We start from the raw sequence: 20,640 nt of genomic DNA, 5'->3' as shown, positions 1-20,640 counted from the left end.
TAAAAACAACGCTTACTGCATACTAGTTGCACGTTTCACAACAGAACCTGGCAATTGAATACCAAGCTTACTTGCCGCGCCTTCATTCACGACAAGATCGGAGCCCGTCGCCACTTTTACATCTAACTTACCCGGATCTTGCCCTTCAAGAATAGCTGCCACGTAATCGGCTGTTTGAACACCGACTTGGTAGTAGTCAAAACCTAAGCTTGCGATAGCCCCTTTCTCAACATATGACGTCGCGCCTCCAAATACCGGTTTCTTCGCTTGGTTTGCGGCAACGATCATTCCTTCAATCGCGCTTGCAACCGTGTTATCTGTTGGTGCGTAAATGATGTCCGATTTCGCTGCAATAGCTTGAGTTGCAGATTGTACATCTGCGCTTTTCAGTGCCGTCGCTTCCACAACTTTTAATCCTTTTGACTCTGCACTCTCTTTCAATAACTGTACCAAGGTGACGGCATTTGCTTCCCCTGGGTTGTAAACCACGCCAATGGATTTCACCGAAGGTAAGATTTCCTGAATCAACGCAACGTGCTGTGCGACCGGAGATAAATCAGAGAGTCCTGTGACATTCTTTCCTGGTTGACTCATCGATTTGACCAACTTGGCACCAACAGGGTCCGTCACTGCAGTAAACACAACAGGAATAGAGCGAGTCGCAGAGACCAAAGCTTGTGCTGATGGCGTTGCTATACCCACGAGGACGTCTGGGCTTTCTCCTACATACTGGCGTGCGATCTGAACGGCGATTGCTGGATTACCTTGCGCTGTCTTGTAGTCAAACTCTAAGTTCTTCCCTTGTTCATACCCTTTGGCTTTCAGACCGTCTAACAACCCTTGACGAGTTGCATCCAAAGCAGGGTGTTCAACAATCTGTGATACCGCGACTGTCGCGGTTTTAGCCAGAAGGCTAGCGGAAGAAAAAGCCGTGGTCGTAGCAAGAATAGCAATGGCGAGTAAACGTTTTGTTTTCATCATGACTCCTTGATGTTTCTTCGTCCTTGAACTGCAAGCACAATGTTGCTGACGTACTCACGAGTCTTTGAAGTAGAAGATGGGATGTTGTGTTTATAGCTGCGCACTTTTTGTGCATCTAATTATCATTATTAACGCTAAGTCTCAGGAAAGAAAAGTAAGATTTAACAACAAAGTAACATTTGTGATCTCACAATCGGCACGAGAGGCGGTGATTACAAATAAGCAAAGAGTAAAAAACCATGTTGCGGGCATAAAAAATGGAGTGGCTAAAAGCACACTCCATTTCAATGAGTTGATGACCGAACAAGAAGATTAGAACCAACGCTCTAATGAAGTCTTATCCAGTTGGCGAAAAGCTCGGTTTAAAATTACTGCGAGCTCTTTATATCTTGGACGCGCTTTAGCAGGCTCTAAAGCAAATCCTGTTTCGGTAATTTTTTGGTGCAGCTCTCGATACCACGATGCTAAGGCAGGTGGCAACTTAGTATTGGAACGGCTGCCCAACCACCACATGCCTTGCAGTGGCATGCTGATTGCGAACAGTGCAACCACAATGGCTTGAGGAAGCGCATCATAATTGTTAAAAGCCATTTGAGTGAGCACACTGATTGCTGCAACCGCTGGCATCACTTTAATGCCAAAGCGTGTTGCTTTAATAATGCGTTGTTCGGGAAAAATGGCGTTCAGCTCTTTACGAACCGGCCAGATCTCCATGTAACTCTGGCCGTCTTTCAGGCTATGGATCAATCCGACTTGTTTGCTCATACCGCTCTCTCACTAAAAAATAGTTGAACATTTCAACTGAAGGCGCAAAAAATTGATGAAAGTTAATATTCTTTCAAAATTTTTTTGTTATCATTGCCTATTATCGCTATCCTTTGCAGACCCTCAATCTCATTGTTGCCGTTATTTACAATTTAAGCAACTCCGAGATTTTATTCTGCACGGATCGCTTCATAGTGGTGGATGGGTTCATCACTATTCATTTATACGGAATTAGAACAATTTTTGACCAAGATTAGTACGCACCCTTGGCGGTATCGTCTATTCTTGTGATTAATTTTTCATCCTTTAACTGATTTTGATCAGACGAATAACAGGTAGTCACACATGTCTAAGCTAGTTTTAGTTTTAAACTGCGGTAGTTCTTCTCTTAAATTTGCTGTTGTTGATGCAGAAACAGGTGCAGAGCACCTATCAGGTCTTGCTGAATGTCTTCACCTTCCTGAAGCACGTATCAAGTGGAAACTTGACGGTAAACACGAAGCTCAACTAGGCAACGGTGCAGCACACGAAGAAGCACTAGCGTTCATGGTTGAAACTATTCTTGCTTCTAAGCCAGAGCTTAAAGCTAACCTAGGCGCTATCGGTCACCGTATCGTACACGGTGGTGAGCAGTTCACTCAATCTGCACTAATCACTGATGACGTACTAAAAGGTATTCAAGACGCTGCGACTTTCGCACCGCTTCACAACCCAGCGCACATCATCGGTATCGAAGCTGCTAAACACAACTTCCCAGAGCTTCAAAACGTTGCTGTATTCGACACTGCGTTCCACCAAACTATGCCTGAAGAGTCTTTCCTATACGCTCTTCCATACAAACTATACAAAGAGCACGGTATCCGTCGTTACGGCATGCACGGTACTTCACACCTATTCATCACTCGTGAAGTTGCAGGCCTACTAAACAAGCCAGTTGAAGAAGTAAACATCATCAACTGTCACCTAGGTAACGGTGCTTCTGTTTGTGCAATCAAGAACGGTCAATCTGTAGACACTTCTATGGGTCTTACTCCTCTTGAAGGTCTAGTAATGGGTACTCGTTGTGGTGATATCGACCCAGCTATCGTATTCCACCTACACGACGCTCTAGGTTACTCTGTTGAAGAAATCAACAACATGCTAACTAAAGAGTCTGGTCTTGCTGGTCTAACTGAAGTGACTTCTGACTGTCGTTTCGTTGAAGACAACTACGGTGAGAAAGAAGAAGCAACTCGTGCAATGGACGTGTTCTGTCACCGTCTAGCTAAGTACGTAGCTGGTTACACTGCTTCTATGGAAGGTCGTCTAGACGCAATCACGTTCACTGGCGGTATCGGCGAAAACTCTGGTCCTATCCGTGAAATGGTTCTAAACCGTCTAGGTATCTTCGGTATCGAAGTTGATGGTGAAGCTAACCTTAAAGCACGTTTCGGCGGCGAAGGTACTATCACTACAGCTAACAGCCGTATCCCAGCAATGGTTATCTCTACTAACGAAGAGCTAGTAATTGCTGAAGACACTGCACGCCTAGCAGGTCTTTAATAGATTGAACTGGCTAGCCACTCGGCTAGCCAGTTTTTCTTCCAAAAGAATTTCTTAGGGGCTTAACTCCTATTCTCTGAATTATTCATGGAATAAGAGTTGAGCTTTTATCCCCCAATAGCTAAAGGTACTCTACGAATGTCTCGTACTATTATGCTTATCCCTGCAAGTGCTGGTGTTGGTCTAACTAGCGTAAGCATGGGTGTTCTTCGCGCAATGGAGCGCAAAGGCGTTAAGGTTTCTTTCTACAAACCAATTTCACAGCCACGTTCTGGCGGTGATCAACCTGATCTAACTTCAACTATCGTTGGTTACAACAGCGATATGAAGATCGGTCAACCACTAGCGATGTCTGTTGCTGAAAGCCTAATCGGTAACGACAACATGGACGAGCTGCTAGAAACTGTTGTTGAGCGTTACAACCAAATCAACAAAGATGCAGACGTAACGCTTATCGAAGGTCTAGTACCAACTCGTAAGCACCCATTCGCTAACCAAGTGAACGCGGAAATCGCAGCGACTCTAGGCGCGGAAATCGTTCTTGTTGCAACTCCTGGTACAGATAACCCAGCTCAACTTAAAGAGCGCATCGAAGTAGCATGTTCTAACTTCGGTGGTACTAAGAACAAGAACATCTCTGGCGTAATCATCAACAAGCTAAACGCACCTGTTGACGAAGCTGGCCGTACTCGCCCTGACCTATCTGAAATCTTTGACGATGCAGACAGCGCGAAGCAAAACGAAATGAAAGTGATGGAAATCTTCAACACTTCTCCAATTCGTGTACTAGGTTGCGTGCCATGGAGCATCGACCTGATCGCTACTCGTGCAATCGATATGGCTCAGCACCTAAATGCTGACATCATCAACGAAGGTGACATTGCAACTCGTCGTATTAAGAGCATCACTTTCTGTGCACGTTCTCTGCCAAACATGATTGAGCACTTCAAACCAGGTTCTCTACTTGTTACTTCTGCAGACCGTCCAGACGTAATCGTTGCAGCAGCACTTGCAGCAATGAACGGTGTTGATATCGGTGCAGTTCTATTGACTGGCGGTTACGACATCCCTGAAGAGATCACTGGTCTTTGTAAGCCAGCGTTCGAAACTGGTCTACCGATCTTCAAAGCACAAGGTAACACTTGGCAGACTTCTCTAAACCTACAGAGCTTCTCTATCGAAGTACCTGCAGACGATAAAGAGCGTATTGAGTTCATCAACGAGCACGTTGCTGGTCACATCGACGGTAACTGGATCGAGTCTATGACTGAAGGTACTCAGAAGTCTCGTCGTCTAAGCCCACCAGCATTCCGTTACCAGCTAACTGAGTTCGCTCGTAAAGCTGGTAAGCGTATCGTTCTTCCTGAAGGTGACGAGCCACGTACAGTTAAAGCTGCGGCTATCTGTGCTGAGCGCGGCATCGCTGAATGTGTGCTTCTAGGTAACCCAGACGAAATCCGTCGCGTTGCTGCACAACAAGGCGTTGAGCTAGGTGCTGGCGTAACTATCATCAACTCTGATGAAGTTCGTGAAAACTACGTTGCTCGTCTAGTTGAGCTACGTGGCGCGAAAGGTATGACTGAAGTTGTTGCTCGTGAGAAGCTACAAGATTCAGTATTCCTAGGCACAATGATGCTTGAGAACGACGAAGTAGACGGTCTAGTTTCTGGTGCGGTTCACACCACAGCAAACACTATCGTTCCTCCGTTCCAAATCATCAAGACTGCACCTGATGCGTCTATCGTATCTTCTGTATTCTTCATGCTGCTACCTGACCAAGTATTGGTTTACGGTGACTGTGCGATCAACCCAGATCCAACAGCTGAACAGCTTGCTGAAATCGCTATCCAATCTGCTGATTCTGCAGCGGCATTCGGAATCGACCCTCGCGTTGCTATGATCTCCTACTCTACTGGTGAATCTGGTAAGGGTGCAGACGTAGATAAAGTACGTGAAGCAACTAAGATTGCTCAAGAGAAACGTCCAGATCTAGTGATCGACGGTCCTCTACAGTACGACGCAGCAATCATGGAAAACGTGGCAGCTTCTAAAGCGCCTAACTCTCCAGTAGCAGGTAAAGCGACAGTATTCGTATTCCCAGACCTAAACACTGGTAACACGACTTACAAAGCGGTACAACGTTCAGCTGACCTAGTATCTATCGGTCCAATGCTGCAAGGTATGCGCAAGCCTGTAAACGATCTATCTCGCGGTGCACTAGTAGACGATATCGTGTACACAGTTGCTCTAACTGCGATTCAGGCAGATCAAGCTGACCAAGCAAAAGAAAAAGCAGTTAACTAATAACTTCGCTTCTTCCAAAATAATAAAACCTCGCCACGGCGAGGTTTTTTTTCATTTAATGTTCGGATAAATCAATACAAAGCCAAAAACAAAATAGCGCCAGAAAGCACACATCCAACCATGACGGGCGCAACTCTTCTCCACAATGCCTTATCCCCTATTGCGACAACCATCCCCATTTTCACCACTGTATTGACTGATGCCGCGATCAGAATACCCAGTGCCGCGGTTTCCACACTTAGGGTTTGGGTACTTTGTCGCCCAAGAGCAAGGGAAATAGCATCGACATCTGTAATGCCGGATAGCGCAGATAGTATCAGAACACCAGCATTACCAAACAGATCAGACAGTGCATGCGATAACAGCATAATCACAGCCAATACGACACCGAAGAACAACGCCGATTGCAATGCCAAAGGATTGGTTTGTTTATTTGATTGTTCCACCTTCCCTACCTCACTTCGACGCCATATCCACCAAGCAGGGAAGTAAAGAACAATCATCATAATCATGACGATGGGCCACAACAATGTCACTAACTGAGGGTTAATCACTGACAGCACAATTAGCAGCCTAGGAAACATGGTACCGCAACTCAATAGTATGCCACTTGCTAACAAAGGGCTGATACTCGATTGTTCGCGTGAAAGATGGGAGAACTGCAGTGTGAGCGCAGTAGATGAGCTTAAGCCAGCGAAGACAGAAGTAAACAAAATGCCTCGCTTCGCCCCACCAATTTTAATCGCAAAGTAGCCCACAAATGAAATACTCGCAATCAACACCACCATCCACCAAATCTCATAAGGATTAAGTGCATTCCAAGGACCGTAAGCTTGATTGGGTAAGAGCGGCAACAAGACGATGGAAATGAGCAGCAGACGCAAAGCGGCATCAAGCTCGTACTCTTGGAGGCGTTGAAGCGCCTGATGAAGTTCTCTCTTGTTGTCCAGAACAACTGCGGTGATAACGGCAGCTGCCGCAGCAAGAACCGGCTCACCGGATACAGCCAAACTACCAAGAACAAACGTAATGACTAAACTGACGACGCCAGTAATGCTGATGTCTTCACTCTTTCTCTGCTGAATAACAAACGCAATGCAAGCAAGAATAACCAAAGCAATTAGAGCAAAGCCAAGTAGCAAAGGCGTATACAGATTGGCAAGAATCCCAACCAAGCCACCAAGCAAACCGACTAAAGAAAAGGTGCGGATACCTGCAACGCGACTGCCTTCGACGCTGTTACGCATCACCCAGCCACGTTGTGTTCCCACAATCGCCCCCAAAAGCAGAGCAACAAACAGATTCCAAATTAGATGCTCGCCACTGACAAACTCATTGATATCCATACCCCACCTCGGTCAAAGATCGGTTGTTATATCATCAGTTTATGTGATTGGTAGGAAGAAGCTGTGATGCTAAGAAGATATTGAGAAAAAAGAAAAGCGCCACATCAAATGGCGCTTTTCTTAGAGATTTTAAACTTAGATAGATTCTCGACCATGAGGTGAATCCAAATCTAATTCAGGACCTTTCGGTACCACTTGTGTTGGGTTGATGCCAGTATGGCTAAAATAATAGTGACGCTTTATGTGGTAGAAGTCCGTGGTTTCTGCCACACCCTCTACTTGATACAGCTCTTTCAAATAACCTTGAATGTTTGCGTAATCAGCAATACGTTGTTTATTACACTTGAAATGACCAACATACACCGCGTCAAAACGCACAAGAGTAGTAAACAAGCGCCAATCCGCTTCAGTGATTTTATTACCTGCTAAGTAGCGATGCGTCGCAAGATGGGCATCAATTTTATCCAAAGCATCAAAGAGTGAATCAAAAGCTTCTTCATACGCCTCTTGAGTTGTGGCAAACCCGCAACGATAAACACCGTTATTCACGTGTGGATAGATGTAATCATTCCATTCATCAATCACACTTTGAAGCTGCTCCGGGTAATAATCATCATGATTGCCTGTTAACTCATTAAACTCAGAGTTAAACATTCGTATGATTTCTGACGATTCATTCGACACAATGGTATTGGTCTTCTTGTCCCATAATACTGGCACTGTTACTCGACCAGTGTAATCCGGTTTAGCTTCAGTATAAATTTGATGCATACGGGAGTGACCAAATAATGGCTCAGGCAGTCCCATCTGCCAGCCCTCGTTTAGCATATCAGGACACACCACCGTGACATCGATGTGTTTTTCTAACCCTTTGAGACTTCGAAAAATCAACGTTCGGTGCGCCCAAGGACAAGCAAGTGAAACATACAAGTGATAGCGACCAGACTCTGGTTGATAGGTTGCATCCGGTTTGTTTTTAATCCAGTTACGAAACCCTGCATCTTCTCGCACGAATTTACCGCCACTTGATTTAGTGTCGTACCATACATCGTGCCAAACACCTTCAACTAACTTACCCATGACTGCTCTCCTCAGATTCTGTTTTCCACTATATTAGCGAATCATGCAAAGCTTAAAATCCAACCGCTTAGTTCAACTTGTTCAAGAATTTCGAATGAACTAAATCAAGCCTAGATCGTAGGCATAAAAAAAGCGCGACCCTATAAAAGGAGCCGCGCTTAAGCCCGTCACAGGCCGAATTTAATTACACCGCTACGTGCAAACAAGAAACTGCATGAATATCAGAACCTTGGATATTTGGTTTTGTCTTTGCACACTCATCCGTTGCTTGAGGGCAACGAGTACGGAATACACAGCCCGATGGTGGGCTGATCGGAGATGGTAGATCACCTTCTAACATCTGGATCTTCTTACTGCGTTCAATTTCCGGATCTGGAATAGGCACAGCAGACATTAGTGCACGAGTGTATGGGTGCTTTGGATCTGCAAACAACGCATCTGCTTCACCCAGCTCCACAGCATTACCTAGGTACATAACCAGTACGCGGTCAGAAATGTGTTTCACAACTGATAAATCGTGCGCAATGAACACCAATGAAAGACCAAGCTCTTTTTGCAGCTCTTTCAATAGGTTAACTACCTGAGCCTGAATCGATACATCCAGTGCTGATACTGGCTCGTCACAGATAATCATCTTAGGTTTTAAAATCAGAGCACGTGCGATACCAATACGCTGACACTGACCACCAGAGAATTCGTGTGGGTAACGGTTGATAACGTTTGGTAGAAGACCTACCTTCGCCATCATCTCTTTTACGCGGTCTTTCACTTCTTGCTTAGTCAGCTCTGGGTAGAATGTCTCTAATGGTTCAGCGATGATGTCACCAACCGTCATACGTGGGTTAAGAGAAGCCAGAGGATCTTGGAAAATCATTTGGATTTCTTTACGCGTTTCACGACGTTGGACGTCTTTCATTTTTGTCAGATCTTGACCCAACCAAACCACTTCACCGTCTGTTGCTTCCACCAGACCAATGATGGCGCGAGCAAATGTCGATTTACCACAACCGGACTCGCCTACTACACCAAGGGTCTCGCCTTCGTATAAACGAACGTTTACGCCGTCTACCGCTTTTAGGCTTGAAGGTTTTGACCAAGGCCACGCAGATTTTGATGCAATGCTGAAGTGAACTTTCAGATCAGATACATCCAGAATTAGCTTTTTATCTGTACTCATTTGCTCCAAGCCTCCCATTCAGAAAAACATGCACGCTGACGACCATCACCAAATGGCGTCAGAATTGGTGCTTCACGCTTACAACGATCCATCACGCGATGGCAGCGATCTTGGTAAGGACAGCCAGGTGGTAGACGAAGCAAGTTTGGCGGGTTGCCAGGAATCGTTGGCAGAATCTCGCCTTCTGTATCTAGACGAGGAATAGCCTTCAATAGACCTTCTGCGTATGGGTGGCTTGGGTTGTAGAAGATTTCGTTCACTGTGCCGTACTCCATGGTACGACCCGCATACATAACCAGTACTTTGTCACATGAACCTGCAACAACACCAAGGTCGTGCGTGATCATGATGATTGCAGTGTTGAACTCAGATTTCAGTTCGTTCAGCAGATCCATGATCTGCGCTTGAACCGTAACGTCCAATGCCGTTGTTGGCTCATCCGCAATAAGCAGTTTTGGACGACACAATAGCGCCATTGCGATCATTACACGTTGACGCATACCGCCCGAGAACTCGTGTGGGTACATAGTGATACGCTTACGAGCTTCTGGGATTTTTACCGCTTCAAGCATACGAACAGACTCTTCGAATGCTTCTGCTTTGCCCATCCCTTTGTGCAGCATCAGTACTTCCATCAGCTGATCACTGACTTTCATGTATGGGTTAAGAGAGGTCATCGGGTCTTGGAAGATCATAGCGATCTGTTCCGCTCGAACCTTGTTAAGCTCTTTTTCTGGAAGGTTAAGGATTTCTCGACCTTCAAATTTCGCGCTACCAGAGATAATACCGTTCTTAGCCAGTAGACCCATGATTGCGAATACAGTTTGTGACTTACCTGAACCAGACTCACCTACGATACCTAGGGTCTCGCCTTGATTCAGAGAGAAGTTCAAATCGTTTACTGCGGTTACGATACCATCTTGCGTGGTAAATTCGACGCGCAGATCTTTGACATCTAATAAACTCATCATTGCTTCCTTTATTCTTTCTATTTTTAATTATCTGTCTTTTGGATCCAGCGCATCGCGCAGACCGTCACCAACGTAGTTGAAGCAGAATAGAGTCACAACCATGAACGCTGCTGGGAATGCCAGCTGCCAGATTGCTACTTCCATTGTTTGTGAGCCTTCTTGTAGAAGTGCGCCCCAACTTGTCATTGGTTCCTGTACACCAAGACCAAGGAATGAAAGGAATGATTCCGTTAGAATCATGCTTGGGATAAGTAGTGTTGAGTAAACCGCTACGATACCCAATACGTTTGGAACGATGTGGCGAGTGATGATCTTCCAGTTGCTCACACCACAAACGTGTGCCGCTTCAATAAACTCTTTACTACGCAGGCTTAGCGTTTGACCACGTACGATACGAGCCATATCTAGCCATGCGATAGCGCCGATAGCGACGAAGATAAGAACAATGTTTCGACCGAAGAATGTTACCAGTACGATAACTAGGAACATGAACGGTACCGCATATAGGATCTCAAGAATACGCATCATGATACGGTCAACTTTACCGCCAATGAAGCCAGAAGCCGCACCGTAAAGTGTACCAATCACAACCGCAACTAATGCACCTAGAACACCAACCATTAGAGAGATACGACCACCAATCAGCGTACGTACGTAAAGGTCTCGACCTAAGCTGTCTGTACCAAACCAGTGCTCAGCACTCGGACCAACGTGCATTGCATACCAGTCAGTATCATCAAAAGCGTAAGGGGCAATCATCGGTAAGAAGATTACCGCTAGGGTCATCAATGCAAGAATGAACAAGCTCACCATCGCCGCTTTGTTACGCATAAAGCGGATACGGGCGTCTTGCCACAAACTACGGCCTTCAACTTCCAGGTTCTCTGCAAATTTCTCGACCGCTTCAAGATTCTCTTTTTTCGTTAACATAACCATACTTCCCTGTTAGTAGCGAATTTTCGGGTCAATCATTGCTAGCAGAATATCAACGATAGCGTTGAATAGAATGAATAGGAAACCAATCAGAATGGTCACACCCATTACTAGCGAGTAGTCACGGTTGAAGGCAGCGTTGACAAACAGCTTACCGATACCAGGCAGACCAAAAATGGTCTCGATAACAACCGAACCTGTGATGATACCTACAAACGCTGGTCCCATGTATGACACAACAGGAAGCAGAGCTGGTTTTAGTGCGTGTTTCAGGATGATGTAACGGTAACTTAGACCTTTTGCGCGAGCGGTACGAATAAAGTTACTGTTCAATGTTTCGATCATCGAGCCACGAGTGATACGTGCGAAAGTCGCCACGTAGAGCAATGACATACCGATCACAGGTAGCACAATGTATTGCCACCCTCCGTCATGCCAACCACCCGCGGGGAATAAATTCCAATGGAGAGAGAACAAGTAAATCAGAGCAGGAGCCAATACGAAGGACGGCATAACTACCCCGAGCATCGCCGTTGACATTATGGCGTAGTCCACCCAAGTATTCTGCTTGAGTGCGGCTATGGTTCCAACCGTCACCCCCAAAATTACAGTGAAGATAAAGGCGATAAAACCAACCTTCGCTGATACTGGTAGTGCAACAGAGATTAGCTCATTTACTGTGTAATCTAAGTATTTGAATGAAGGACCAAAATCACCTTGGATAACGTTGGTCAAATATGTGGTGTATTGCTCAAATACAGGCTTATCTAGACCGTATTTAGCTTCAATGTTCGCCATAACTTCTGGCGGTAATGGGCGCTCGCTCGAGAATGGGTTACCCGGTGCGAAACGCATGAGAAAGAAAGATACGGTGATCAAAACCAACATGGTTGGGATCGCCTCAAATATCCTTTTTGCGATGAATTTAAGCATAAACTCACTCTTTCAGTCTGTGACAGTTAAAATGTAAATGATAGGCTGCACACGCTCCTTCAATGGTGCGTGTGAGCCTTATTCTTATAGTTTTGAAGTGACTTTAATTAGTCAGCTTTGATGTAAAGATCTTTGGTGTAGATCTTTTCTTCCGCGTTGTTTGCAGGGAAACCACCAACGTGCGGATTTAATAGACGAGAACGAACATACTGGTAGATAGGCGCAATTGGCATATCTTTCGCCATCAGTTGCTCAGCTTCTAGGTAAATTTTGGTACGCTCTTCTTCAGAAGTCGATTTGATCGCTTTATCAATCAGAGCATCGTACTCTTTATTACCCCAGTGCTGACCACCAGTTGTGTTCGAGCTAACCATTAGGGTTAGGAATGAAGATGCTTCGTTGTAGTCACCACACCAACCGGCGCGTGCCACTTCGAAATCACCTTGGTCTTTAGTCGATAGGTAAGTTTTCCACTCTTGGTTTTCTAGCGTTACGTCTAGACCTAGAGTTTTCTTCCACATAGAACCTAGTGCTACTGCTAGTTTCTTGTGGTTCTCATCCGTGTTGTATAGAAGAGAGAATTTAAGTGGGTTGTCTTTGCCGTAACCCGCTTCAGCCAATAGGCGTGCCGCTTCTGCATTACGCTCTTTTTGCGTCATCTTTCCGTAAGCTGGTAGCTCAGGGTTGAAATGCGCTGTAATTTCAGGCGTTAGGAAGTAAGCAGGCTTCTGACCTTGGCCAAGAATTGCGTTTGCTACGATGTTACGGTCGATAGCGTAAGAAATCGCTTTACGAACTCGAACGTCGTTGAATGGTTCTTTCTTAGTATTGAATGAGTAGTAGTAAGTACACAGGCTACCTTCAACCGATACTGATTCTGGGTGCTCTTTTTTCAGACGCTTAAAGTGCTCTGTAGGCAGTTTAGACGTGAAATCAATTTCACCAGATAGGAAACGGTTCATTTCAGCAACACCGTTCTCAATTGGAAGGTACGTTACTTTGTTGATAACCGTTTTGTCGTTATCCCAGTATTCGTTGTTACGAACAAGCTCTAGACGCTCATTCACAACCCAGTTGTTTACGACATAAGCGCCGTTACCTACGAAGTTTTCTGGTTTCGTCCACTGATCACCAAACTTCTCAACTGTCGCTTTATGTACTGGTTTCATTGTTGTGTGACCAGCCATCATTACAAAGTAAGGAACGGCGGTATCTAGCTCAACCACTAGCGTGTGGTCGTCAGTCGCTTTAACACCGAGCTCGCTCTTGTCTTTTTTGCCCGCAACGATGTCTTTTGCATTCTTCATCTTGGTGTATTCCATGTACCAAGAATATGGTGAAGCCGTCGCAGGATCGACCGCACGCTGCCAGCTGTATACAAAATCTTGCGCTGTTACAGGATCGCCGTTAGACCATTTTGCGTCTTTACGTAGATGGAAGGTGAAAGTTTTGTTGTCTGAGGTTTCCCAGCTCTCAGCTACACCAGGGATAGTGTCGCCGTCTGCATTTTGGTTCACTAAGCCTTCAAGAAGATCACGAATCACATGCGACTCTGGAACCCCTTGAGATTTGTGCGGGTCGATTGTTGCAACTTCAGTACCGTTACCACGAACGAGTTCTTGTTTATCTGCTAGTTTAGTGCCTGCTGGAACGTCAGCAGCGAAAGCGGTAGAAGAAGAGGCAGCCACTGCCAGACCAGCACCTAGAAGAAGGGCTTTGGTGATTTTGTTCTTATACATGCGTAAAACTCCAAGTTTTTCATTAGCATCCATGACTTCTCTGCAAGGGACTGGAACGGTCAGAATTTTAGAATTTTTTAGTACACTTTCTGAGCACAAAACACTAAAACCTTACAAAGACTGCGGCACACATTAGCAATCATTGAAGTAATTTGCCATAAAAATGTAGCAAAAAAACTAATAATTCTGTAATTAGTGCTCATATTTAGCAATAAATACTACATAGTTTGTATTGGGTAGATAAATGCAGATTTGCGAGTTCATTTGGCAGGCAAAACTGTCGATAAATCTAAATTCAAACTCTTTGGTAGCATCTTATGCTAGATATATGTATAAAAATTAACATTTGTGACACATTGAGTCTAATTAATAATTGCATATCTCTTGTTCGATATTTTTTATTGTGAACAAGGTCACCGAGAGGTGAAAGGAAGGAAAGGTGATGAATTTATCAGCAGGTCAAAGTAGGAAGTAAACTCCGTTTTTATCGTAAAAAAAGAAAAAGCCAGATGAGATGAACATCTGGCTTTAGTAGATTTGGTCGCAGAATAAAAAACGGTTTTACTTTTCCCAACGCTGCGCAGCTTGATGGTCAGTATCTCGTGACTCAATCCAGCGGTTATCGCTCGTTGTACGTTCTTTTTTCCAGAATGGCGCTTTAGTCTTTAGGTAATCCATAATGAATTCACAAGCATCAAATGCCGCACCTCGATGAGCACTTGAGACTCCTACGAACACAATTTGATCGCCGGTATCAAGGTCACCAACACGATGTATCACACGGACCCCAAGTAATGGCCAACGTGACTCCGCCTCATTACAGATATCGATCAGGCTTTTTTCTGTCATTCCAGGATAATGCTCTAAGTGCAGACCGATCACATTATCACCAAGATTCATATCACGAACCTTACCGATAAACGTAACAACGGCTCCAGACGCAGTGCCTTCCGACAAGCGCTGATATTCTTGATCAACAGAAAAGTCTTCAGCCTGTACAGAAACACGAGGATCCATCTTAACCTCCTGTCACAGGAGGGAAGAAAGCAACTTCATCACCCTCTTTCACTTCAGCATCCAGAGGAACAATAGATTGGTTTACTGCAGCAAGCAATTTACCAGGCTCAAGGGCCAGATCCCACTTACCTTCTGTACCTTCACCAATTTCAACCAAGTGAGCACGAATCGCTTCAACATTGTTGAATTGATCATCGAGCTCAAGCGCATCGATACCAACCAGTTCACGCGTTTGAGCAAAGAAAAGAACTTTAATCATTATTCCGCCTTGAAGTGACCAGATTTACCACCCGTCTTCTCTAGAAGACGAACTTGACCAATAACCATGTCTTTTTGTACCGCTTTACACATATCGTAAATCGTCAATGCAGCTACAGAAGCTGCCGTTAGCGCTTCCATTTCAACACCAGTTTTACCTGCTAGCTTGCAAACGGATTCAATGCGTACCATGTTCTCAGCTTCAATTGCTTCAAGTTGTACTTCTACTTTCGAAAGCAATAGAGGATGGCAAAGTGGAATTAGGTCCCACGTTTTTTTTGCCGCTTGAATACCAGCGATGCGTGCGGTTGCAAACACATCACCTTTATGATGTTGGCCAGAAACAATCAATTGCAGAGTTTCAGGTGCCATGTGAACGAATGCTTCTGCACGCGCCTCACGAACCGTTTCCGCTTTAGCTGACACGTCGACCATGTTCGCTTCGCCAGACGCATTGATATGTGTAAATTGGGTCATGGTTTTTCCTTCGCTTTTAGGAAAGGTTATACAGATAGGTGTGGCATAAAGTTGCAAGGACGATGACTTGCATCTAGTTGTTGCTTGATGATCTTCGTCCACCCTGTGCGGCACGCACCTGTAGAGCCAGGCATTGCAAAGATAACAGTGTGGTTAGCGAAACCAGCAATCGCACGAGATTGAATGGTTGAAGTACCAATTTCTTCATAAGAAACCAAACGGAACAGCTCACCAAAGCCTTCTACTTCTTTATCGAATAGAGGCTTAAGTGCTTCTGGAGTGCTGTCACGTGAAGTGAAACCAGTACCACCAGTGATCATGATTGCTTGTACGTTTTCATCCGCAATCCACTGGGAAACGATCGCACGGATCTTGTACATATCGTCAATTACGATTTGCTTATCAACGACGTTATGACCTGCTTCCTTCGCGTGTTCAACTAGGTAACCACCAGAGGTGTCGTTTTCTTCAGTACGAGTGTCAGATACCGTTAGAACGGCAATGTTTGCAGGTTGAAATTTGCTTTCAGCGTGACCCATTTGTTCACCTATTCTTTAATTTGCTTTTTGATACGCAAGGTATCGATTCTGGAAAAATCATCAGAAGCCACGTCTGCTCCTGATGTGAAATCTGATTGGAGTTAACCGCCGATAGACGCAAGATGCGGCGTCATACCAGTGTTGCCATCGTGCAAGAAGTGACTTACGGATTTCGTTTGCAACTGTGCCTGAATACGTTCAATCAATTCGCTTTCTTGCTCGTCGCGCTCTAACAGGTCACGTAACTCCACGCCATGTTCACCGAACAGACAAAGATGCAGTTTACCCATAGCCGAGACACGAAGTCGGTTACAGCTCTCACAGAAGTCTTTTTCATAAGGCATGATAAGACCAATTTCACCCTTGTAATCAGGATGAACGAAAACTTGAGCAGGTCCATCATTATGAGAACGGACTTTCAGTAACCAACCGTTGGCGATTAATTGATTTCGGATCGCAACACCAGAGACATGGTGCTTAGCAAACAACTCATCCATTTCTCCTGTTTGCATTAACTCAATAAAACGCAATTGGATTGGACGGTCTTTAATCCAGTTAAGAAAAGCAGGCAACTCACTGTGGTTAAGGTCTTTCATCAGCACCACGTTAACTTTGACTTGCTCATAACCCACTTCAAATGCGCGCTCGATACCATTCATCACCTCAGTGAACTTATTTTCACCAGTAATTTGATGGAACATGCGGGGGTCAAGGCTATCCACACTAACATTAATATTAGTCAGCCCAGCTTCACGCCAATCAGCAACCTGTTTCGCCATGCGGTAGCCATTAGTCGTTGTAGCGACTTTTTTGATGCCAGGCGTCGTTGCGACAGAGTGGATAATGTCAGTAAAGTCTTTGCGTAAACTCGGCTCACCACCTGTGATGCGGACCTTTGAGGTACCACAATCTGCAAACGCTCTTACGACACGCTTGATCTCAGGGAGAGATAAAAAAGACGAGTTTTTATTGCCCGATGGCTTGTAGCCGTCAGGAAGGCAATAGGTACATTTGAAATTACATACGTCAGTCACAGACAGACGCAAGTAATAGAACTTACGATGAAATTTGTCTTCGAATTGTTGCGCCACGGAACACCTTTCCAAACACGGGAGGCATAATCATTTCCAATTATGCCCTTGTGACAGAATGTCACTGGCTCAAAACGCCTATCCTTAGACTTAGCATAGTGAGCTCGGAGTTATGGCAACCAGAGGAGGTAAACCCCTGATAGCTTTGCCGTGTAAAATACTTAATATTTGTAATGGAATCCAGACTTGAGTGATAAAAAACTCTCTAGAAACACAATTTACCGCTTAGTGAGTACCCCTTTGGCACTCATTAAGTTAAATTGTAGTCGTTTTTTACAAGATTATTAGAAGAACGTAATGAATATCTACACCGATAAGAAAGTGGTCGCAGTTGGTGGTGGTCACGGTTTAGGCCGTATGTTGGCAGCATTAAAAGATTTTGGCAGCAATGCAACTGGCATTGTTGCAACAACCGACAATGGCGGTTCAACCGGTCGTATTCGCCATTGCCAAGGGGGTATTGCATGGGGTGATACGCGTAACTGTATCAACCAGTTGATCACTGAACCATCAATCAGTTCCATGATGTTCGAATATCGCTTCAAAGGTACTGGCGAACTCGACGGACACAACCTAGGTAACCTAATGCTGACCGCTCTGGATAACCTATCGGTACGCCCATTAGAAGCGATTAACCTTATTCGCAATATGTTGAAAGTCGACGTCAACATTCTTCCTATGTCTGAGCACCCTTCCGATCTCACCGCATTATCGGTCGATGGGCAATGGGTTACAGGCGAAACCAACGTCGATGAGATGGATACCGATTTGCGTCGCCTCGATCTATCACCAGAAGTTCCCGCAACCAAAGAAGCTGTGACAGCGCTTGCTGAAGCTGACGCCATCATTCTTGGTCCCGGAAGTTTCTTAACAAGCATTATGCCGCCACTGCTCCTACCTGAATTGGGTAAAGCTATTGCCGCAAATCAAACTGCAAAAGTGATTTTTGTCGCCAACTTGAGTCCAGAGTATGGTCCTGCTGGGCGTATGACAATGAAGCAAAAACTCGAATGGTGCGAGCGTGCTTGCCAAGGAAGAAAGATTGATGTCGTATTGGCAGAAGAAACAGAGCCAGAGGTGCTTGAGAACTGGAATGTGGTCACCGAGTCGTTAGCTTCTACTAATCGCGATTGGCGTCATGATCGAGACAAGCTCAAACTTGCGATTGAAAACCAGTTGCCGTCGAACTAGAAAGTTCGCATCGAGAAAACGACTCCAGCTAGAGCCATTTGGTCGAATGAAAAAGCCCTTCCACACCGGAAGAGCTTTATGTTTTAGTGCTCATTGAATAGCGTCAACAAAGCGCTAGTTTGTCCAAGAGCGATAGGCATCGCGTGTGACATCAAGCAAAGCGAGCATCTCTGTGGCATCCTCACCCTGCTCGGCTAACTGATTCGACTTCGCTTTTCGGTCGATCGCAATAGCCAAATCACACAGTCGATCTGCACCAAAGCTTGCAGCACTGCTTTTGAGTGCGTGGCTGATCTCTTTCAAATAGATCAATTGCTCATTGCCTTTAAGATCAGATAATCGGGTTATATAGGTGTCCATTTCCCCTAAAAAAATATCAAGCAAAACGGGCACATTATCACTGCCTATCTCAGCAGACAGCTCTTCAATCTTTTGCTGATTTAATACGTTCATACTCATACGTTTTGTTTTTCGTCCCTGCTATTCCAAGCTTGCAACTTGCGATAAATCGTCGATGGGCTGACATCTAAGTAGCCCGCAGCGCGTGGAATATTGCCATCACACGCTTGAATCGCCTGCTCGATGGCCATTTTCTCAGTCATCCAAAGCGGCATAATGTCTGACACCGTCAAAATGTCAGGTTCAATAAATTTTGATGCCGATTGACGAACCACTGGCTGGTTCAACGGCGGTGGCAGCATGTCTAACGTAATCTCTTTGCCGTTGTTCAATACCACAATGTTGCGCAGTACGTTTTGCAACTGACGAACGTTACCCGGCCATTCATAACTATTGAACCTATCAATCACCTCTTGCGAGAAGCGGATGAAGCTTTTGCCTTCTTCGTGAGACATATAACCAAGCAACGAATAAGCAATCTCAATTACATCTTCGCCACGCTCACGCAGCGGTGGAAGGTGCAATGGGATCACGTACAAACGATAGTACAAGTCTTCACGAAAACGCCCTTCTTGCACTTCCTTCCAAGGGTCGCGGTTCGTTGCGCAAACAAAACGTACGTCCACACTCTTCATCTTCGAAGAACCGACTTTTTGGAACGTCCCCGTTTGAATGAATCTTAGTAACTTTGTCTGGAGGTCTAGGTCCATCTCACAAAGCTCATCAAGAAACAAAGTGCCACCGTCAGCAAGCTCAGCCGCACCTTGTCGGTCATTTGCCGCGCCAGTAAATGCACCTTTTACGTGACCAAATAGCTCGCTCTCAATCAGATCTTTAGGGATGGCAGCACAGTTAATGGCGATAAACGGCTTATCACCACGTTTGCTTGCTGCGTGAATTGCCTCGGCACACACCTCTTTACCAGTACCACTTTCACCCGTGATGAAAATACTTGCTTTACTGCTCGCCGCCGAGTCAATAGTGCGGTAAACCTGCTGCATGGTTTGGCTACTGCCGATAAAGCCTTGGTAATTTTGGTTGCCCGGATTATCCGCTTCATTTTTAAGCTTGGTAGCTTTACGGATCGCATTATTTACCGTGACGCGTAAACGGTCAGCTTCACATGGTTTAATTAAGAAATCTTGAGAACCATGACGCATTGCTTCTACCGCAGTATCGATAGAGCCATGGGCAGTCATAAAGATAATTGGCACGTCTGGGTGACTTTTCTTCACTGCGTGCAATACATCCATCCCCGTCATATCAGGTAGACGAAGATCGAGCAGAATAAGATCAGGAATACGGTGGTTCAGACTTTCGATTGCGTCTCTGCCTGTACCAACAATATTGATATCGATGCCGAGTGGCGTTAGGTAAGAACGGTACAATGCCGCGACAGATGCGGTGTCTTCTACCATTAGTAGATAACGAGACTTTTGACCTTCTGTTATTTGTTGCATAGCCTAGCCGATTTTTTGTTGTGTTTTAAATAATAATCGCATTACGCTTTGCATTTTGCAAATAATCATTCGTAAGATTGTGGGTATTCTAAATAAACTAAACCGAATATCAACAGGTTAAATTATGGCACAAACCATGCTCTTAAACTAATGACCCCTCGGGTCACCTAGCCAACTGACGTTGTTAGTGAACGATATGTTCACAAAACGAGCCAATAGATCCGACTGCCTATTGGCTTCTTTTTTGTCTGTTGAGTATGGGGAAAAAAAGTGCCCAAGCGATTTATGTATACCCAAGTGACTTCAAGATGCAGGATTCAGAGCGTTGTCATTGATTCGAGTTCAAGGAAAACAACACCGCGTAATAGCCAGCTCTTTCCAAGTTGTTTGACGCAGAAATCGAGGCAATGACACGCTCCCGAAGGGCGAGTTGTCTT

At 45.1% G+C, this 20,640-nt stretch carries 19 protein-coding genes and 1 riboswitch; of the genes, 3 read left to right on the top strand and 16 right to left on the bottom strand.

The window, feature by feature from the left end:
- Positions 1-12: 12 nt before the first annotated feature.
- Positions 13-978, bottom strand: coding sequence for an ABC transporter substrate-binding protein (locus ABMY42_RS07620; RefSeq protein WP_349266213.1), 966 nt, complete (start codon positions 976-978; stop codon positions 13-15).
- A gap of 315 nt (positions 979-1,293) precedes the next feature.
- Positions 1,294-1,746: a terminus macrodomain insulation protein YfbV gene (yfbV, locus tag ABMY42_RS07615; RefSeq protein ID WP_005444743.1), complete on the bottom strand. Its 453-nt coding sequence runs from the start codon at positions 1,744-1,746 to the stop codon at positions 1,294-1,296.
- Between the two features lie 345 nt (positions 1,747-2,091).
- On the opposite strand from yfbV, the gene ABMY42_RS07610 reads away from it, so the two are divergent.
- Entirely contained in the window at positions 2,092-3,288 is a 1,197-nt protein-coding gene (locus ABMY42_RS07610) for an acetate kinase (protein WP_005444740.1), read from the top strand.
- 138 nt (positions 3,289-3,426) lie between these two features.
- Positions 3,427-5,592 (top strand): phosphate acetyltransferase, encoded by a 2,166-nt coding sequence (gene pta, locus ABMY42_RS07605; protein ID WP_005439640.1) that lies wholly within the window; start codon positions 3,427-3,429, stop codon positions 5,590-5,592.
- A 71-nt stretch (positions 5,593-5,663) separates the two neighbouring features.
- On the opposite strand, the gene ABMY42_RS07600 is transcribed toward pta, so the two are convergent.
- From ABMY42_RS07600 to moaA, 12 genes are all read right to left on the bottom strand, one after another.
- The gene (locus ABMY42_RS07600; RefSeq protein WP_050933699.1) at positions 5,664-6,938 is read right to left on the bottom strand and encodes an MgtC/SapB family protein; all 1,275 of its coding nucleotides are present in this window, start codon (positions 6,936-6,938) and stop codon (positions 5,664-5,666) included.
- A gap of 135 nt (positions 6,939-7,073) precedes the next feature.
- Positions 7,074-8,018, bottom strand: coding sequence for a glutathione S-transferase family protein (locus tag ABMY42_RS07595; RefSeq protein WP_017189365.1), 945 nt, complete (start codon positions 8,016-8,018; stop codon positions 7,074-7,076).
- A 184-nt stretch (positions 8,019-8,202) separates the two neighbouring features.
- Complete coding sequence (oppF, locus tag ABMY42_RS07590) at positions 8,203-9,195, bottom strand: murein tripeptide/oligopeptide ABC transporter ATP binding protein OppF (protein ID WP_009698507.1); 993 nt, start codon at positions 9,193-9,195, stop codon at positions 8,203-8,205.
- Complete coding sequence (locus ABMY42_RS07585) at positions 9,192-10,163, bottom strand: ABC transporter ATP-binding protein (protein ID WP_005444728.1); 972 nt, start codon at positions 10,161-10,163, stop codon at positions 9,192-9,194. Before ABMY42_RS07585 ends, oppF begins: the two co-directional genes overlap by 4 nt.
- Before the next feature lie 30 nt (positions 10,164-10,193).
- Positions 10,194-11,096, bottom strand: coding sequence for an oligopeptide ABC transporter permease OppC (oppC, locus tag ABMY42_RS07580; protein ID WP_005444726.1), 903 nt, complete (start codon positions 11,094-11,096; stop codon positions 10,194-10,196).
- Between the two features lie 15 nt (positions 11,097-11,111).
- Positions 11,112-12,032, bottom strand: a complete 921-nt coding sequence (gene oppB / locus ABMY42_RS07575; protein WP_005444724.1) for an oligopeptide ABC transporter permease OppB — start codon at positions 12,030-12,032, stop codon at positions 11,112-11,114.
- A gap of 107 nt (positions 12,033-12,139) precedes the next feature.
- Entirely contained in the window at positions 12,140-13,771 is a 1,632-nt protein-coding gene (locus ABMY42_RS07570) for an ABC transporter substrate-binding protein (protein ID WP_009702147.1), read from the bottom strand.
- A 561-nt stretch (positions 13,772-14,332) separates the two neighbouring features.
- Positions 14,333-14,788: a molybdopterin synthase catalytic subunit MoaE gene (gene moaE / locus ABMY42_RS07565; protein WP_009702831.1), complete on the bottom strand. Its 456-nt coding sequence runs from the start codon at positions 14,786-14,788 to the stop codon at positions 14,333-14,335.
- Between the two features lies 1 nt (position 14,789).
- A complete protein-coding gene (gene moaD / locus ABMY42_RS07560) occupies positions 14,790-15,047 on the bottom strand; it encodes a molybdopterin synthase sulfur carrier subunit (RefSeq protein ID WP_349266167.1) in 258 nt (85 codons plus the stop codon).
- On the bottom strand, positions 15,047-15,523 hold the full coding sequence (gene moaC / locus ABMY42_RS07555; RefSeq protein ID WP_005444714.1) for a cyclic pyranopterin monophosphate synthase MoaC: 477 nt from the start codon (positions 15,521-15,523) through the stop codon (positions 15,047-15,049). The genes moaD and moaC overlap by 1 nt, the downstream gene beginning before the upstream one ends.
- 26 nt (positions 15,524-15,549) lie before the next feature.
- Positions 15,550-16,062 (bottom strand): molybdenum cofactor biosynthesis protein B, encoded by a 513-nt coding sequence (moaB, locus tag ABMY42_RS07550; protein ID WP_005433210.1) that lies wholly within the window; start codon positions 16,060-16,062, stop codon positions 15,550-15,552.
- A 101-nt stretch (positions 16,063-16,163) separates the two neighbouring features.
- Positions 16,164-17,153: a GTP 3',8-cyclase MoaA gene (gene moaA, locus ABMY42_RS07545; RefSeq protein WP_005444703.1), complete on the bottom strand. Its 990-nt coding sequence runs from the start codon at positions 17,151-17,153 to the stop codon at positions 16,164-16,166.
- Positions 17,142-17,275: riboswitch (molybdenum cofactor riboswitch) on the bottom strand. It overlaps the preceding gene by 12 nt.
- 175 nt (positions 17,276-17,450) lie before the next feature.
- Between moaA and ABMY42_RS07540 the strand changes: the two genes are divergently transcribed.
- Complete coding sequence (locus ABMY42_RS07540) at positions 17,451-18,344, top strand: YvcK family protein (RefSeq protein ID WP_005444701.1); 894 nt, start codon at positions 17,451-17,453, stop codon at positions 18,342-18,344.
- Positions 18,345-18,458: 114 nt separating this feature from the next.
- Here ABMY42_RS07540 and luxU read toward each other — a convergent pair whose 3' ends face one another.
- Both luxU and luxO read right to left on the bottom strand, forming a co-directional pair.
- Complete coding sequence (gene luxU, locus ABMY42_RS07535; protein ID WP_005444699.1) at positions 18,459-18,803, bottom strand: quorum-sensing phosphorelay protein LuxU; 345 nt, start codon at positions 18,801-18,803, stop codon at positions 18,459-18,461.
- The gene (gene luxO / locus ABMY42_RS07530) at positions 18,800-20,203 is read right to left on the bottom strand and encodes a quorum-sensing sigma-54 dependent transcriptional regulator LuxO (protein WP_005444697.1); all 1,404 of its coding nucleotides are present in this window, start codon (positions 20,201-20,203) and stop codon (positions 18,800-18,802) included. The genes luxU and luxO overlap by 4 nt, the downstream gene beginning before the upstream one ends.
- Positions 20,204-20,640: the final 437 nt, after the last annotated feature.

Origin of the sequence: Vibrio sp. SSH13-20 (genome assembly GCF_040104475.1) — a bacterium.
Taxonomy (GTDB): domain Bacteria; phylum Pseudomonadota; class Gammaproteobacteria; order Enterobacterales; family Vibrionaceae; genus Vibrio; species Vibrio harveyi.
The sequence above is the reverse complement of the archived record's forward strand: the minus strand, read 5'-3'. Positions and strand labels throughout refer to the sequence as shown.